14 protein-coding genes are annotated in these 16673 nt (G+C 38.7%); 5 read left to right on the top strand and 9 right to left on the bottom strand.

Going from position 1 to position 16673, the window contains the following annotated elements; genetic code table 11:
• Positions 1–204: 204 nt before the first annotated feature.
• From katG to NAG76_11960, 3 genes are all read left to right on the top strand, one after another.
• Entirely contained in the window at positions 205–2346 is a 2142-nt protein-coding gene (katG, locus tag NAG76_11970; GenBank protein URN96822.1) for a catalase/peroxidase HPI, read from the top strand.
• A 290-nt stretch (positions 2347–2636) separates the two neighbouring features.
• Positions 2637–3251, top strand: a complete 615-nt coding sequence (locus NAG76_11965) for a TetR/AcrR family transcriptional regulator (GenBank protein ID URN92614.1) — start codon at positions 2637–2639, stop codon at positions 3249–3251.
• A gap of 47 nt (positions 3252–3298) precedes the next feature.
• The gene (locus NAG76_11960) at positions 3299–5728 is read left to right on the top strand and encodes an MMPL family transporter (protein ID URN92613.1); all 2430 of its coding nucleotides are present in this window, start codon (positions 3299–3301) and stop codon (positions 5726–5728) included.
• Positions 5729–5795: 67 nt separating this feature from the next.
• Here the strand turns inward: NAG76_11960 and NAG76_11955 are convergent, their stop codons facing one another.
• On the bottom strand, positions 5796–6440 hold the full coding sequence (locus tag NAG76_11955; GenBank protein ID URN96821.1) for an HTH domain-containing protein: 645 nt from the start codon (positions 6438–6440) through the stop codon (positions 5796–5798).
• A gap of 259 nt (positions 6441–6699) precedes the next feature.
• Positions 6700–6996, bottom strand: a complete 297-nt coding sequence (locus NAG76_11950) for a hypothetical protein (GenBank protein URN92612.1) — start codon at positions 6994–6996, stop codon at positions 6700–6702.
• 395 nt (positions 6997–7391) lie between these two features.
• Here NAG76_11950 and NAG76_11945 point away from each other — a divergent pair, with 395 nt between their 5' ends.
• Both NAG76_11945 and NAG76_11940 read left to right on the top strand, forming a co-directional pair.
• On the top strand, positions 7392–8003 hold the full coding sequence (locus tag NAG76_11945) for a superoxide dismutase (GenBank protein ID URN92611.1): 612 nt from the start codon (positions 7392–7394) through the stop codon (positions 8001–8003).
• A gap of 112 nt (positions 8004–8115) precedes the next feature.
• On the top strand, positions 8116–8472 hold the full coding sequence (locus tag NAG76_11940) for an iron-sulfur cluster assembly accessory protein (GenBank protein ID URN92610.1): 357 nt from the start codon (positions 8116–8118) through the stop codon (positions 8470–8472).
• A 51-nt stretch (positions 8473–8523) separates the two neighbouring features.
• Here the strand turns inward: NAG76_11940 and murB are convergent, their stop codons facing one another.
• The 7 genes from murB to NAG76_11905 all read right to left on the bottom strand — a co-directional run bounded on the left by murB (position 8524) and on the right by NAG76_11905 (position 16260).
• On the bottom strand, positions 8524–9426 hold the full coding sequence (gene murB, locus NAG76_11935) for a UDP-N-acetylmuramate dehydrogenase (protein ID URN92609.1): 903 nt from the start codon (positions 9424–9426) through the stop codon (positions 8524–8526).
• Between the two features lie 297 nt (positions 9427–9723).
• Positions 9724–10347, bottom strand: coding sequence for a nitroreductase family protein (locus tag NAG76_11930; protein URN92608.1), 624 nt, complete (start codon positions 10345–10347; stop codon positions 9724–9726).
• 288 nt (positions 10348–10635) lie between these two features.
• Positions 10636–11889: an ABC transporter substrate-binding protein gene (locus NAG76_11925; GenBank protein ID URN92607.1), complete on the bottom strand. Its 1254-nt coding sequence runs from the start codon at positions 11887–11889 to the stop codon at positions 10636–10638.
• 218 nt (positions 11890–12107) lie between these two features.
• Complete coding sequence (locus tag NAG76_11920) at positions 12108–12728, bottom strand: nitrite reductase (GenBank protein ID URN92606.1); 621 nt, start codon at positions 12726–12728, stop codon at positions 12108–12110.
• Between the two features lie 70 nt (positions 12729–12798).
• A complete protein-coding gene (locus NAG76_11915) occupies positions 12799–15228 on the bottom strand; it encodes a heavy metal translocating P-type ATPase (GenBank protein URN92605.1) in 2430 nt (809 codons plus the stop codon).
• A 17-nt stretch (positions 15229–15245) separates the two neighbouring features.
• Positions 15246–15443, bottom strand: coding sequence for a cation transporter (locus tag NAG76_11910; GenBank protein URN92604.1), 198 nt, complete (start codon positions 15441–15443; stop codon positions 15246–15248).
• Between the two features lie 268 nt (positions 15444–15711).
• On the bottom strand, positions 15712–16260 hold the full coding sequence (locus tag NAG76_11905; GenBank protein URN92603.1) for a YdhK family protein: 549 nt from the start codon (positions 16258–16260) through the stop codon (positions 15712–15714).
• Positions 16261–16673 lie beyond the last annotated feature (413 nt).

Genomic DNA, 16673 nt, shown 5'->3' with positions numbered 1-16673 from the left:
TTTACAAAGGGGGAATTATTCCTTAAAGTGCCTTTTATCAACCCATGTGAAGATTACATGAATAGTGAAATTTATCATTGATTAATTCCGGAAATAGCTATATAAAAAGAATTAGAACCATTCTTACTTACTACTTCTTTTAATTGAATAGGAGATGATCAAATGGACACAAAAGTTAATGCTAACACAGGCAAATGCCCTGTAATGCACGGCAGTGCTACTAGTCACAAATCTAGCGGTACCTCCAATAGAGATTGGTGGCCGAACCAATTGAACTTGAACATTTTGCATCAGCATGACAGAAAGTCTAATCCTATGGAAGAAGATTTTAATTACGTAGAACAATTTAATACGCTAGACTACACTGCCCTTAAGCAAGATCTTCATACGCTTATGACAGATAGTCAATCATGGTGGCCAGCCGACTACGGTCATTATGGTCCGTTCTTTATTCGAATGGCTTGGCACTCCGCTGGTACGTATCGTACAGGCGATGGTCGTGGTGGTGCTGGTAGTGGATCACAGCGTTTTGCTCCGCTTAATAGCTGGCCAGACAACGGTAACCTCGATAAATCTCGTCGTCTGCTATGGCCGATTAAGCAAAAGTACGGCAACAAGATTTCATGGGCAGACTTGTTCATTTTAACTGGTAATGTGGCAATTGAATCTATGGGTGGTAAGACATTTGGCTTTGGTGGTGGACGACTAGACGTTTGGCATCCAGAAGAAGATATTTATTGGGGTAATGAAAAAGTATGGCTTGACGATAAACGTTACAGTGGCGATCGAGAGCTAGAAAATCCACTTGCCGCAGTGCAAATGGGTCTAATCTATGTGAACCCAGAAGGTCCTAATGGAAATCCTGATCCGCTTGCAAGTGGTCGTGACATACGCGAAACGTTCGCAAGAATGGGAATGAACGATGAAGAAACCGTTGCATTAGTTGCAGGTGGTCATACATTTGGTAAAGCACATGGTGCAGGAGATGCTTCTCTTGTCGGTCATGATCCTGAAGCTGCTGCTATTGAAGCTCAAGGCTTAGGTTGGTTAAGTTCGCATGGTACTGGCAAAGGTCGTGACACGATTACTAGTGGCGTAGAAGGCGCATGGACGGCGAATCCTACACAATGGGATAACGGCTTTTTTGATCTATTATTTGGATATGAATGGGAACTTACGAAAAGCCCAGCAGGCGCACACCAATGGGTTGCCATTAATGTAGCCGATGAGCATCTTGCACCAGATGCAGAAGATTCCTCCGTTCGTGTTCCGACGATGATGACTACTGCAGATATGGCATTGCGTATCGATCCAGCTTACGAAAAAATTTCTCGCCGTTTCCATCAAGATCCTGAGGAATTTGCAGACGTATTTGCTCGTGCATGGTTTAAGCTTACGCATCGCGACATGGGGCCTCGTGCTAGATATCTTGGACCAGAAGTTCCAGACGAAATTCTTATATGGCAAGATCCAATTCCGTCTGTAGATTATGAGTTAACAGATGCTGATATAGAAGATTTAAAAACAAAAATACTAGATTCAGGTCTTACAATTAGCGAGTTAGTAACGACTGCTTGGGCTTCAGCTAGCACTTTCCGTGGCTCAGACATGCGCGGTGGCGCCAATGGTTCGCGAATTCGTCTCGCTCCGCAAAAGGACTGGGAAGTAAATCAGCCAAAGCAGCTTGCAAAAGTACTTACTATACTCGAAGGCATTCAAGATGATTTTGACAAAAAAGTGAGCCTAGCTGATCTAATCGTGTTAGGTGGAAGTGCAGCTGTAGAAAAAGCCGCGCAAGATGCAGGCTATCAAGTAACCGTTCCTTTCACTCCGGGACGCGGTGATGCTACCGAAGAGCAAACTGATGTAGAAAGCTTTGCTGTATTAGAGCCTATCGCTGATGGTTTCCGTAACTATGAGAAGCAACAATATCATGTTAGTGCAGAGGAACTTCTTGTTGATAAGGCACAGTTGCTTAATCTTACTGCTCCGGAGATGACCGTACTTGTTGGTGGTATGCGTGTTCTAGGTACAAACTATGGTAATACTGAGCACGGCGTATTCACAGATCATGTTGGTCAATTGACGAACGACTTCTTCGTTAACTTACTTGACATGAATGTAGCTTGGAAACCTATAGATGGCGGCGTATTTGAAGGAAGAGATCGTATGACTAGTGAAGTCGTGCGTACAGCAACTAGAGTTGACCTCGTATTCGGCTCAAACTCAGTCCTGCGTTCCATTGCAGAAGTTTATGCACAAGACGATAACAAAGAAAAATTTGTCCGTGACTTTGTTGCTGCTTGGGTAAAAGTAGTCAATGCAGATCGTTTTGATCTTAAATAAACTTTATTTTTAATAACTAAAAAAGCCTTGATAGCATATCTTCTGAAATGCTATCAAGGCTTTTTATCGTCTGCATAAGCATTAGGAAAATAGAAACAATATCTAATTCCATTCTGTTGCCACACTAACTAATAAAAATATTATAAACATTTTGTACCGCCACAATACTGTAACAAATCACTATTATTGCACATTGTGCATGTTTGCCCATTGTGCAATAATAACAATGTATTAAATTGAGTAAACTACCATTCTATATGAAAAGAGGAGAACGCTTAAGCGGTTGGATAATGATAAAACAAAATTTGCGCGATATGAAAAAGGAAGCTACAGCTAATGCTCTTGCCGAGGCGGCATTTGATCTAGCGCTGGAAAAAGGATTAGACGGATTTATCGTTGAGGACGTCGTACAGCGTGCTGGTTTCTCCAGAAGAACGTTCGCAAATTACTATTCCTGCAAGGAAGAAGCAGTAGCTATGGCAGCTGTTATCTTCAAAGGAGCAGACGAAGTAGCGAATTGGATAGAAAATTTGAACGAGGCCATGACGCCGCTCGATATCCTTTACCAGCTAATGAATCTGCAACAGACAGGAGAGCATTTCATGAAATTGCGTCAGCTCGTGATGCTTTCACAGCAGACGCCAACACTTGAACCATACATTTTAAGTGCACTTCGTAGTTTACAAATAGCAGCACAACAATTTATAAGTGAGCAATCACTGGGACGTTATCCGGAAGGATACACCCACCTACTCGTTGGTGCCGTTTACGGAGCCATTCTTCCATTACTTGACGGTAGTATGAAAGTCTTGTTTGCTGGTGAATCGGCAGAGGAAACTCCGAACACCATTACATTCGAGTATTATTTAGATACAATGTTCAGTTACTTACGCAAAGGGTTTTAAATGATAACACCAACATATTTCTCTAAGTAAAGGAGTACGGCTAAATTATGTCAACTTTCTTGTATAAACTCGGTAAGACCGCCTATTCTAAACCATGGCATTTTATTGTTAGCTGGATATTAATACTAGCAATTGTGCTTGCCATACTAGGAGTTAACGGCATTCATGTCACTTCTGATATGAAAATCGAAGGCACGGAATCTCAGAAGGTGCTAGATCAACTAACCCAAGAGTTACCTGAAGCATCAGGCGGTCAAGCCAGCATCGTGTTTACTGCTCCTACAGGTGAACGTCTGGACACAGCAGAGCGATTAAGCTCAATTAGCGAAGCTGTCAATAAAGTATACAATCTAGAATATGTTATTAATCCGATCGAATTGGCAGCACAAGCTGCTCAAGCTGGAGCTTCGATGAACGATGCAGCTCAAGCGGCGCAACAAGGGGCTTCAATGAATGATGCAGCTCAAACGGATCAAGCAGCGCAACAAGGTAATGCAGCGGAGGCCAATCAAGGATTTGCCTTAGAATTACCTCCGTACGGGCCTATGATGATCGATGGTGTACCAGTTCCCGGCGTCTTGATGGCTAATGATGGCAGTATTGCATTGTTCCAATTTCAATTCACCGTTCAGCAAATGTCACTGCCTGAATCAGTTCCAGACTTAGTTATGGATGCTGCTATGGCTGTTGAACAGACAGGGATTTCCGCACTACCAAGTGATTCACTTTCTACAAAACCAGCGATCGGCTCTACGGAAGCAATTGGACTTCTGGTCGCTGCAGTTGTGCTATTCATGACATTAGGCTCTGTTGTTGCAGCAGGCTTGCCACTTCTTACAGCTCTAATGGGAGTAGGAATTAGTGTAGGTGGTGCTTACGCCTTTTCGAAAATGTTCCATATGACCGATCTTACGCCTGTACTAGCATTGATGGTCGGACTTGCGGTCGGCATCGATTACTCACTGTTTATCGTAAATCGTCAGCGTCGCATCATTCTTGAGCAGGGACTAAGCGCACGAGAAGCTTTAAGTAGAGCAGTTGGTACTGCCGGAAGTGCGGTATTCTTCGCAGGCTTGACTGTTATTATTGCGTTGTGCGGCATGGTTATTATCGGAATCGGCTTCTTATCTGCAATGGCGCTTGTTGCCGCAGTAGCCGTTCTGATCAATGTGCTCGTTGCGTTGACTCTACTTCCTGCCTTGCTTGGTCTAGTAGGAGAACGCATCTGCTCAGCGAAAGCAAGAGCTAATAGTAGCAGCCAGACGAATAAAAATCCGAATGGTTTTGCTCATCGTTGGGTAACAGCAGTCGTGAAAGGCCGCTGGGCAATTGTATTAGTTGTCATCGTTATTCTTGGCGTAGCTGCAATACCAGCGGCTAAGATGGAAATGGGTATTCCCTCTGGCGCTACAGCTAACTTGGATACAACAGCAAGACAAAGCTACGATGCCATTTCTAATGGTTTTGGTGAAGGCTTCAACGGTCCGTTGCTACTAGTAGCAGAACCGCAAGGTGACGCAGACTCCATTACAATGGAGATGTTAGGCGGACTAGTCCAGCAACTTCAAATGCATGACAACGTTTCGGTCGTAACTCCGATGGGTGTCAATCAAACCGGTGACATGGCTATTATTAGCCTTATTCCGAAAACAGGTCCAACGGACAAAGAGACAAAAGATTTAGTGCAAGAGCTTCGTGCCACAGATTCCAGTATGGCACAAACGCATGATGTGAAGTTAGGCGTTACAGGATTTACTGCGATTAACATCGATATGTCCTCGAAGCTAGCCGAGGTGTTCCCGCTATACGTTGGCATTATCGTAATTCTCTCAATTATTATTTTGCTTCTTGTATTCCGTTCGATTATCGTACCTATCAAAGCGACGCTTGGTTTCCTACTCAGCATACTCGCTACTTTTGGTATTACGACTGCAGTCTTCCAATGGGGATGGGTGCATGATCTATTCGGTTTCGATACAGGTGGCCCGCTTCTCAGCTTTATGCCGATTATGGTTACTGGTATTCTGTATGGTCTCGCGATGGACTACCAAGTGTTCCTTGTCAGCTCCATGCGTGAATCTTACGTACATGGTCATCATGGAAAAGAGAGCGTCATTCACGGGTATGATCAAGCAAGCCGTGTTGTCGTAGCTGCAGCAATTATAATGGTTTCTGTTTTCGCGGGCTTTATCTTTGCTCATGATATTATGATCAAACAGATCGGCTTTGCACTTGCAATCGGTATTTTAATTGACGCTTTCTTCGTCCGCATGGCGCTTGTTCCAGCGGTAATGGCGATTTTCGGCGACAAAGCTTGGTCGTTGCCAAAGTGGCTCGATCGTTTGCTTCCTAACCTAGACGTCGAAGGCGATAAGTTGCTTGCCGAGCTAAATGCGCAAGAAGTAGCTGAGCAGAAAGCTCAAAAAGGTGCTTCCGTAAAAAAGAAAACTAAGAAGGTTCCCCATCAGGCTCACTAGTTACTATTGACACAATATTCATTATTAAGATGTTATACAAAAATAGCGAAACGTCGTTGACGTCTCGCTATTTTTGTTCTTTTCTTTTTTTGATGGAATAGGTACATCTTTGTCCACCTTTAGCCAGGCAGTCAGTTCTCGAAACCTCAGCATTATCTAACAATGATTCAAACAACTGTAATTCACATTGACAAGCATGCTGATATTTCATGGCAACTTGTTCAATCGGGCAATTATGCTCTTTAATTACATACTCTTCTTCATTAATCTGCTCCCAATCGACCATATACCCGTTCTCATTTTGAATATTAGCAAGAAGTGCTACTTGATCAGAAAGATCTTTACCTCTCATGCTTGCATCGTATTTATTAATCATTTTATTTTTGCGACCTTCAAAGAGCGTTTCAACTGCATCTTCACCAAAATGATCCTCTAATTCACCTAATAATTCTAATGTTAAAGTATGGTACTTTCGCGGGAAGAAACTTTCCGCTTGCTGGGTTAATGTGTATACTGCTGTCGGTCTCCCTATTGATTGTCTCATTGTTTTTGCGGTAATAAGATTATCTCTTTCTAATGTTTGAATATGGCGTCTAACTGCCATAACAGTTATGCCAAGTTCATCAGTAAGCTCTTTCGTACTTAAAGCACCTTTAGTTTTAAGAATCTGGAGAATATACTCTCTTGTCGAAAGCTGAGCATGATCTAACATTTCCATCTATAATCACCGTCCTGAACAACCCATTCTATTGGTTAATCTAATATTTAATAGTGTAATCATATCATTTTCATAGTGTGTTGTGTTACCAAATATACATTCAATCATTTATATATTATTATATATACTAAGTGTACAATTATTCAATGGCATTGGTTAAGTTAAATTTAAGAAATACAAAATCATGGACATTACAATAAAAAAATAAAAGTGCTAATGAAAAACAAATTGTTTCTCATTAGCACTTTTTTATTTATCGATTAGCTAATGCATTCTGAAGAAATATCATCTCATCTGCTAGTTTATGCATTCTACGATAGTAATCTTCATTAGAGATATTATTATTTTCATCAAATAAATCGTTATGCACAAAAACATTTCCAACAGGTACAACAGCTTTCAAAAAAGTTAGTATAGGTTTTAACTGATGTTCCCCTACAAGAAAATGTTTATCCGATCCTCCCAAAGTGACTACTCCAGTTACCTTATCTTTAAGGGCATTAGCCGTCTTAGAACCTGCCAATGCTCCTGATAATCCGATCAACTTCATATTTCCCATCCCTCTCTAATGCTATTACTCGTTTCAAAATATGATTGAGCATCCAGTTTCTTCTGTTCCATCAACTGACTAAGCTCCGATGATGGAAGCTCTTGACGAAGATAACGATGAAATACCAACTTAACTTTTTCCCCATATAAATCAGCTGAGAAATCTAATAAGTTACAGCTTTTGAATCTTCTAGTGGCTTTAATGAAACTTCAATATATTCTATTGTAACCCTTCCTCTGTATTGATTAGTTGACCTCTGTTGCCTTTCATTATGAAGAGAATTTTAACCGTTTGTCAATCGTTATTATACTTATTATACATTTATGTTGATTATGTATGTGAAATGAGGTATGTTTGATTTGTAAACAAACTACTTATCTACTGGAGGAATTATTATGTCACATAAATTACCTGCATTACCCTATGCTAATAACGCTCTTGAGCCACATATCGATGCTTTAACTATGGAAATTCATCATGATCGTCATCATAATACTTACGTAACTAATCTTAATGCTGCTTTGGAATCTGCTCCTGAGCTTCAATCCAAATCAGTTGAAGAGCTGATCGCTAACCTAGATGGCGTTCCTGAATCTATCCGTACCGCTGTTCGTAACAACGGTGGTGGTCATGCCAATCACAGCTTGTTCTGGCAAACGATCGCTCCGAATGCTGGTGGCGTGCCAACTGGTGCACTTGCAGCTGCAATCGATAGCAAATTTGGTAGCTTTGAAAACTTCAAAGCAGAATTTGCTAAAGCAGCAACTACTCGCTTCGGCAGCGGTTGGGCATTCCTAGCTGTAGCTAATGGTAATATCGAAGTATATAGCTTACCAAACCAAGATAGTCCAATTATGGATGGTAAAACTCCTCTTCTTGGTTTAGACGTTTGGGAGCATGCTTATTACCTGAACTATCAAAATAAACGCCCTGACTACATCGCTGCATTTTGGAATGTGGTTGACTGGAATAAAGTTAACAACAATTACGAAACAGCCATTCAGTAATAATCTATTCCTAACGCTACGGATGCAATGATTTCAAAACGTTTGCATTACATTAAAAGTGCAAGGGTATTTTATAGTAATCATTAATTAATGAAATAGAGGTGAAGACAATATGATTGAAGTAAGTGACAAGGCTAGCTCTATCATAGATCAAATGATTTCCGAAAATGGCGACACAAACTTATTTTTAAGAGTTGGAATAGACGACGGTGGATGCAGTGGATTATCATATAATATCAAACTAGATAATTCATTATCAGAGTTTGACAAATTCATTCAAAATGATAATTTCAAAGTGGTTTGGGACACTCGAACAGAAGAGTATTTAGAAGGTGTATCCATTGATTATATAAATCAAGGGATGACAGGCGGCTTTACAATCGATAATCCAAATGCCAAAGCTACTTGTGGTTGTGGAGCTAGCTTCAGAACTGCTACATTTAAAGGCACTCGTAAAAAATGTGATTAACAAAAACTCGTTTCTCAATGATGAGAAACGAGTTTTTGTATGTCTATTAAATCAAATAATGACAACTTCAGTTTCAAGATCAATATTGAATTTCTTCTTCACAGTTTTTTGTATATGTCGGATCAATATTAAATAATCCGTTGAAGTGGCCTTATCTACATTTACAATAAATCCTGCGTGTTTAACTGAAACTTGAGCTCCACCCACTCGATATCCTTGTAATCCACATTCAGATATTAACTTACCTGCAAACTGATTAAATGGTCGCTTAAAGACGCTTCCACAAGATGGATATTCTAGCGGTTGTTTTGTTTCTCTAGCTATCGTATTCTTTCTCATTATACTTTGAATATGATCTTGATCCCCATTTTCAAGTTGGAAAGTCGCTTCTAGAACAATATATTTCTCCCTTTGAATAATACTCGATCGATAGCCGAACTGCAATTCTGACTTATCTAGTATATGAATGTCTCCAGACATAGAGAGAACTTTTACAGAAGTAAGAACAAATGAAATTTCACCACCATAAGCCCCTGCGTTCATTAATACCGCTCCTCCAACACTTCCAGGAATACCACAGGCAAATTCTAATCCTGATAAGTTGTGTTCGAGCGCAGCCTTAGAAACATCAATAATACTAGAACCGCTATAAGCTTTAATTACATTTTTCATAACTTCTATTTTATTCAGATTGCTTAAGTTCATGACAATTCCACGAATTCGTCTGTCACGAATAATTATATTTGTACCATAGCCAAGAATCGTCAACGGTATTTTTTTCGTGAAAGCAAATCTAGTTATATGCCGAACTTCTTCTACAGTTGCTGGCATAATATAAATATCTGCAATTCCCCCTGTTTGAATAAACGTATGATTAGCCAATCGCTCATCAAAACGGATAAATATATCGGGCGAAAATACTTTTATTTCTTTCGACACTTGAGAGTAATTCATAGTTATCCACTTCCCGCTTATCGCGTAGATAAGTGCTCCTTTATATAAAATAAACTCGTTGTAATTAATGATGCGTATGAGTAAACACAACATTGTATACTTAGTATATGTTTAAGTATATAATGTGTGCAGTAGTTAATCAATAATTGATAGATTCCGAATATATATTTCATCTACTCTCATAAATTACAAAAGCATAATAAAAGCATCTCCGAATGTTAGTATTGTCTAACAACGGGAGATGCTTTCATCATATAATTCCTCAGGATAAGAAGCCACATTCGATAATGCAATCTATTATTCCACGTAGGATACAAATTCGTTGACAGGTTTACGATAACCTCTAGGTCTTCTACTGGATACTTTTTCTTTGCCTATTGTAATCATCATCACGACTTCATATTGATCTTCAATTTGCAAAATATCTTTAACAGCAGCTGCATCAAATCCAATCATTGGACAAGTATCCCAACCTTTATCTTTGGCAGCTAACATAAACATCATTGCAGAAAGTGAACCATTACGAATCGCTTCATCACGCTGGAAAAGGTCTCCGCCTTGCTCATAAAATGTCGTCGTATCTGAGACTTGGTAATCATACTCTTGTTTATTAACTATTCCTAGCATTAACAGTCCTTCATATATTCTCGCAGCATCTTTAAATGCTAATTTATCACCTGAAACAATAATAACTGCTGAGGATGAGGATACTTTATATTGATTATTAGCTGCAGCTTGTAGCTTTTCTTTCACCGCTGAATTGGTAATGACCGTATAGTGTGGATGTTGTAAGTTAAATGCTGTTGGAGCGAACTTAACTAATTCAAATATTTCATCTAATTGTTGATTCGTGATCGGATGATCAGGCAGGAAATTGCTCGCTGAACGTCTTTCTTTAACTAACTCTTCAAATGGTGTCATATGTATTTCTCCTCCAGTATGATGTGTATTAAGTTATTTTTGTACGATGATGTCATTCTAACGCATACACTTACTTTTTGTAAGTGATAATTCACACGTTCTCACACATAACTTATTCATTTAGAACTTATTAATTATGAACAAACTTGTACAATATTGAAATATTAGGATATACGTTAAAAAAAGAAGAAACCATCCGAAGCGAAATTCGCTAGCGGAGCAGCTTCTTCTAATTGAAGATTCGTACTGCAGATTAATTCAAGCAGACATAGGAAAGCCATCTAATCATCATTCATTCATAACTATAACCTCTGTAGTATCTTGTAATAATTTTATTACTTCTGCTGTACTAGTTTCATTAGTGATAGCATCTTGCATTATCTCATCTGTAGCTTCATAAAATTGATTGCTCTGTTCCCGGCTAATAAAAGGATCCAATCTAGTGAAATTAAGAGGTGCTACATGATAAAAAGCGTGTAAATCCACATTTACAATTTGTTTAGAAAACTCTTCCCTTGCAGGTAATGAAGAAAATGTACTGCTCTTTTGTTCCAACTGTGCAAATTTTTCACCATTTATATATGTAATAAAATCAACGCTCTCTTCGATATGGCTTGAATCTCGATTAACACCAAATAGTTCATTAGGTTGCATAGCATCAACACTCTCTAGTGAAGAATCAGTTGGTACTGTAACAACTCCCCATTCAAAATCTACATTACGCAAATCATTAATTAAATCTGAATAGTCCACCGTTAAAGCCACAATGCCATTTGAAAATTTTGAATTGTCGAATGGAGTTAACTCTGGGTAATTGTCTCTTGTAAATACCGCTCCATTTCTTGCATTTTCAATTACCACATTCATTATATTATTCCAACCCTCTGTGTTGAAAGTAACATCCCCAGATTCATTGGCATATTGTACTTTCATTGTATCTGCTATATTCATGGCTAAATCAAATAAAGTTCTATCGTAATAAAAACTGATTATCTCATTATCAATAGTGTCATCAGCTCGGGATATTCTACTAGATAATTCTAAAAGTTCATTCCAATTCATTCCATCAATAGGATATTCAACTCCCAGTTGATCCAGGATTGTTTTATTGTAGTACATAGCCTTGCCTGTAAATGTTGGAGATAATGCATAGATACTACCGTTGCCTTCTTGTCGTAAGTAATCTAATAGATTAGAATTTATTTGATCCATACGGAAATCCTTCGATTTTTCGATATAGGTGTCAAGATTTAATAATTTTCCTTCATCTACAAAATATTCATAATAATCGAAATTAGATAATATATCAGGTTTTTCAGTTTCAACAATTTCTAAGTACTGTTCTATAGTTAAACCACCCTCTACAGGTATGATCTCGAAATCAATGTTTTCAGTACTTGCAAGATATACCTTTCCATACTTATTCATAAATTCATCGGTTGAATGATATAACACTTTCAACGTAACTTGCTCTTTTGCTGGTTGAACAGCACAGCCAGAAAGTAACAATATAACTAACAAAAAAGCTATCGTTTTTTTCATATTGAGCCACCTTCATTTTATAAATACTATTTTTCAAAATAAATCATTAATCTTAATATCATTAACAAAGTTAAACTTAGCAAACGCAGATTAATTTGTCAATAATTAACAAAAATACTCATCTATATTTCCATAATAAAACGAGCCGCAGAATCGTAAAATGTACCCATTATAAGGTCACTTTATTGATTCCACGGCTCGTCATATTATTAGAGCTATTACCCAGCTAGTTGCTGAAGCTGCTCAATGGTCATGCGATGAACAAATTTACTAAACTTCTCTTTCCCTTTAGCATTTGCTTTATAAAAATGAATAATTGCATTAATAATAGGTACTAATTGTTCTTCCTTTAGTCCAACGACTAGTTGTTGAGCAATTAAAGTTTTAAGTCCTTTCGGTTCTCCTCCAACATATATATCGAAAGTATCTCGCATTTTTATTACGGCTATATCTTTCAACAAAGGTTCACTTGTCCCTAAAGCACAACCTGCATATCCAATTTTAAGCGGAGTCGGTGTGTCGATACCTGCAATAGCCTGATTCAACAATTGAGCTGTTGCCAGTCCACTATCTTCCGCCCCTCTACAGAAATTACAAACAATTAAACTTTTAGATACAAAGCCTGTAGGATATACTTCCAAGCCCGAACGCTCTAGTTGATCCTTAATTTCATCGCGTCGCTGTAAAGGAACTTCCATATAAAGTTGCTGGAAGTTCGTCATCTCAATTGTACTATCCATACTAGCAACATTACCGATCGTTACGAGTTGTTCTGGTGTAAATATACTCCCTCCTAATTGAATCGGAGGGGTAACTGCAATCTTTATCTTGTCATCCATCAAACCATCTCCATCTATCTATTTGAAAATGAAGTTACCACTAACCTTGAAAATTAACAGCTTCCTTATATTAGTGACGTATCTTCACACGTTGCAGACGAAGAGCATTCAACACAACAGAAACTGAGCTCAATGCCATAGCTAATCCTGCTACCCATGGTGCTAATAGACCAATTGCCGCAATCGGAATACCAAGTGTGTTATAACCGAGTGCCCAGAATAGATTTTGTTTAATATTAGACATCGTTTTGCGACTCATATAGATTGCATCTGGGATACTTGAAAGATCACCACGCATCAACGTTACATCAGCAGCTTCCATAGCTACGTCAGTTCCTGTTCCAATCGCCATCCCAATATCTGCTGTCGCTAATGCCGGAGCATCATTAATACCATCCCCGACCATAGCTACTTTCTTCCCTTGTGCTTGAAGCTTCTTCACTTCTGCTGCCTTACCTTCTGGTAAAACTTCAGCAAGTACATGATCAATGCCAACTTGAGTAGCAATCGCCTTCGCTGTTCGTTCATTATCACCAGTAATCATAATAACTTCGATGCCCATTTCTTTCAGTCTACTTACTGCAGCTGCAGAGGTTTCTTTAATCGTATCGGCTACGGCAACCATACCTACAAACTCATTATTGATTGCGACAAGCATTGCCGTTTTCCCTGATTCCTCGAGCTTTGACATCTTGTTATAAGATTGTGTTGCATCGACTCCGAACTTATCCATCAAACGTCTTGTGCCAATTAATAGCTCTTTCCCTTCAACGACAGCTTTAATTCCATAACCAGGAATCGCTTCAAATGATTCCGTACTTGGTAGTTCGATATTTCTATCTTTAATACCAGCAACAATCGCTTCTGCAAGTGGATGCTCTGAGTTTTTCTCAGCTGCTCCTACAAGTCTAAGGAATTGTAATTCATCGCCTTCTACAAGCACATCAGTAAGTTCAGGCTTTCCTTTCGTTACCGTACCTGTTTTATCAAGAATGATTGCATCAATTTTATGGGTTTGTTCTAAATGCTCTCCGCCTTTGAACAATATACCCAGTTCTGCTGCACGTCCAGATCCAGCCATAATAGAAGTCGGTGTAGCAAGGCCGAGCGCACATGGACAAGCAATTACCAGTATCGCGATTGCTTTTTCTAAAGAACCGGCAAAGTCACCAGGTGTGACCAAGAAGTACCATACTAAGAAAGCTACAACTGCAATGCCGACTACAATTGGAACAAAGATTCCTGAGATAACATCGGCTACCCTCTGGATAGGAGCTTTCGAACCTTGCGCTTCTTCTACAACTTTTATAATTTGAGCAAGCGCCGTCTCTTTACCAACTTTTGTTGCTCTAATACGTAACATACCGTTTTTATTAATGGTTGCTCCGATGACTGCGTCACCAGATTTTTTTTCTACTGGTAAGCTCTCCCCAGTCAACATTGATTCATCTATGGAAGACACACCTTCTATTACTTCACCATCAACTGGCACTTTATCCCCTGGACGAACAAGGACGATATCTCCAGTAATGACTTCATCAACTGGGATGTTTAATTCTTGACCATCACGGACAACGAGCGCAGTCTTCGCTTGAAGCCCCATCAAAGATTTAATCGCTTCTGAGGTACGACCTTTAGCTAATGATTCAAATAATTTACCCATAAGAACTAGTGTAATTAGTACAGCACTTGTTTCATAATACATCTCCGGTCCGTGGTGAGCACTACCTCCTGCAATAGCCCATTTAATCGTCAAGTATAAGCTATAGAAATACGCTGCCGATGTTCCAAGTGCTACTAGAACGTCCATGTTAGCACTACCATTTCGCAATGCTTTATACGCTCCAATATAAAATTGTCTTCCGATATAAAATTGAACAGGTGTCGATAATGCCAATTGGAACCAAGGATTCATAAAGAGATCCGGAAGCCAGATCCAAGAAGTGAATGAAAAGTGACTTACCATCGCCCAAAGTAATGGAAGAGACAGCATAGCAGAGACAATGAGTGTTCTTTTTTGCCTGTTGATTTCTTGCTGACGACGCTCTGCTGGATCACCTTGCTCTTGCTTTGGAACTGCTTTATATCCGAGTTTCTCTACACGTTTCTGCATATCAGTTACCGATATTTCTAACGGATTATATTCAACGTGGGCACTTTCTATCGCAAAGTTCACAGTAGCATGACTAATACCAGGTAACTTATTTAATGTCTTTTCGATTTTCAAGGCACATGCTGCACATGTCATTCCAACCAATTCTAACTCTACTTCTTCTTTCGACACTCCATACCCAAGCTTATGAATGCTTTCTTCCATTTTTGCAATACTAGTTATCGCTGGATCAAAAGATACTGATGCTCGTTCCAATGCAAAGTTTACGTTCGCTTCTGATACACCTTCGAGCTTGTTTAAACCCTTTTCGATGCGGTTAGCGCATGCTGCACAGGTCATCCCCGTAAGTTGCAATGACGTTTGTTTCTCTACGTTATTGGTTTCCATCGTAAGCAACCTCTCTCTTAGACGTCATATCCTTGTTCTTCAATGACTTCTTTAATCTTATCAATCGAGAATATATTTTCATCAAACTCTACTGCAACTTTCTCGTTTGCAAGGTCTACTTTCCCTTTAACTCCTAGCTCTTGTAATGCATCTTCAATCGAATTAACACAGTGTCCACAAGACATTCCTTTTACAACTAATTGTATATTTTTCATTCTTCATATCTCCTTTTTCTCATTATTTCCCTCGAACTAAATATACCCCCATAGAGTATATTTAGTCAAGTAGTATTCTTATATATTTTTTCTTATACGATTAAGTTTTATACCGCATCCTGCTTTAACATCTAACAAGAATCTCATATTAATGACATAAAGCCGTCCATTTAGAGGGAATACCCCATTTAGGACGGCTCAATTTTAAGTTTCACTTTACTGAGTTGTAACTAATGACTACAACATGACGTTGAGTCACTTTTTCATATTACTTTGTTATTTCACTTTCAGTTACCCATTGATGATTTTTAACGATCTCTCCGCCACTTGTGGGCGTATAATCAACCATATAAACTGTTGTTTGCGTAGCAGTATCAATAGTAGCTGTCGCTCCGTTCATACCTTTCATATGATCCGTTTCTAAGATAACTTGATCACCTGGTTTATACGGTTCTGCCTTGTGATCTTTAATTTCTTCTTGGATTACCCATTTATGATTTTTCACTTCCTGACCACCTGTTGTAGGAGTATATGATACTTCATACACTGTTGTATCATATGCTCCGACAATCGTTGCTTTAGCCCCGTCCATACCTTTCATATGGTCTGTTTGTAACGTAACTTGTTCTCCCACTTTATAAGTTGGATTTTTTGCTTCTTTCAATCCTGTTGGTACTATTCCTGATCCAGAATGATCCATATCGCCCATGTCCATATTGCCATGGTGCGAGGAATTAACAGCTGTATTGTTCCCACAAGCACTTATACTAAGAGCAATCATCATTGCTACACTTAAAATTACAAATATTTTTTTCATTGTAATAACACCCCTATATTTTATTTTAAAACTTTTTGGCGTCCATCATTATGTACGAATCTCAGAATTAAGCTCATTCAAACTCCGAGTTATATACCCCCTTACAGTATGATTTCATATAGAATACCCCTATATATTCATTATTAAACCCTCATTTATTGTTACTTCTCCTAATAATTCTTTGGAAATTATTTTTCAACTGGAAAGAGGTTAAAAAGGTTAAGGGTGTCATTGTTGTGACGATTGTTGATCTTAACGACGGGTAAGAGAAAAGGACTGTACAGAGGAAATTTAACCAAGCGCGTGTACAATTACAAATGATGTTCATGAATAAAAACTAGTGTTATCTTTACCAAGAGAAGTTAATTATCATTAACACAAAATAATAGATAATTCCCTCTCAAATGTAATAT

Origin of the sequence: Candidatus Pristimantibacillus lignocellulolyticus (assembly GCA_023639215.1) — a bacterium.
Lineage (GTDB): Bacteria > Bacillota > Bacilli > Paenibacillales > Paenibacillaceae > Pristimantibacillus > Pristimantibacillus lignocellulolyticus.
This window is presented reverse-complemented; position numbering and strand designations above follow the sequence as displayed.

What these genes read in the sequence shown, in the direction of transcription:
- katG (URN96822.1), top strand. Translation starts at nt 205, where the DNA reads ATGCACGGCAGTGCTACTAGTCACAAATCTAGCGGTACCTCCAATAGA.
- NAG76_11965 (URN92614.1), top strand. Translation starts at nt 2,637, where the DNA reads ATGATAAAACAAAATTTGCGCGATATGAAAAAGGAAGCTACAGCTAAT.
- NAG76_11960 (URN92613.1), top strand. Translation starts at nt 3,299, where the DNA reads ATGTCAACTTTCTTGTATAAACTCGGTAAGACCGCCTATTCTAAACCA.
- NAG76_11955 (URN96821.1), bottom strand. Translation starts at nt 6,440, where the DNA reads ATGTTAGATCATGCTCAGCTTTCGACAAGAGAGTATATTCTCCAGATT.
- NAG76_11950 (URN92612.1), bottom strand. Translation starts at nt 6,996, where the DNA reads ATGAAGTTGATCGGATTATCAGGAGCATTGGCAGGTTCTAAGACGGCT.
- NAG76_11945 (URN92611.1), top strand. Translation starts at nt 7,392, where the DNA reads ATGTCACATAAATTACCTGCATTACCCTATGCTAATAACGCTCTTGAG.
- NAG76_11940 (URN92610.1), top strand. Translation starts at nt 8,116, where the DNA reads ATGATTGAAGTAAGTGACAAGGCTAGCTCTATCATAGATCAAATGATT.
- murB (URN92609.1), bottom strand. Translation starts at nt 9,426, where the DNA reads ATGAATTACTCTCAAGTGTCGAAAGAAATAAAAGTATTTTCGCCCGAT.
- NAG76_11930 (URN92608.1), bottom strand. Translation starts at nt 10,347, where the DNA reads ATGACACCATTTGAAGAGTTAGTTAAAGAAAGACGTTCAGCGAGCAAT.
- NAG76_11925 (URN92607.1), bottom strand. Translation starts at nt 11,889, where the DNA reads ATGAAAAAAACGATAGCTTTTTTGTTAGTTATATTGTTACTTTCTGGC.
- NAG76_11920 (URN92606.1), bottom strand. Translation starts at nt 12,728, where the DNA reads ATGGATGACAAGATAAAGATTGCAGTTACCCCTCCGATTCAATTAGGA.
- NAG76_11915 (URN92605.1), bottom strand. Translation starts at nt 15,228, where the DNA reads ATGGAAACCAATAACGTAGAGAAACAAACGTCATTGCAACTTACGGGG.
- NAG76_11910 (URN92604.1), bottom strand. Translation starts at nt 15,443, where the DNA reads ATGAAAAATATACAATTAGTTGTAAAAGGAATGTCTTGTGGACACTGT.
- NAG76_11905 (URN92603.1), bottom strand. Translation starts at nt 16,260, where the DNA reads ATGAAAAAAATATTTGTAATTTTAAGTGTAGCAATGATGATTGCTCTT.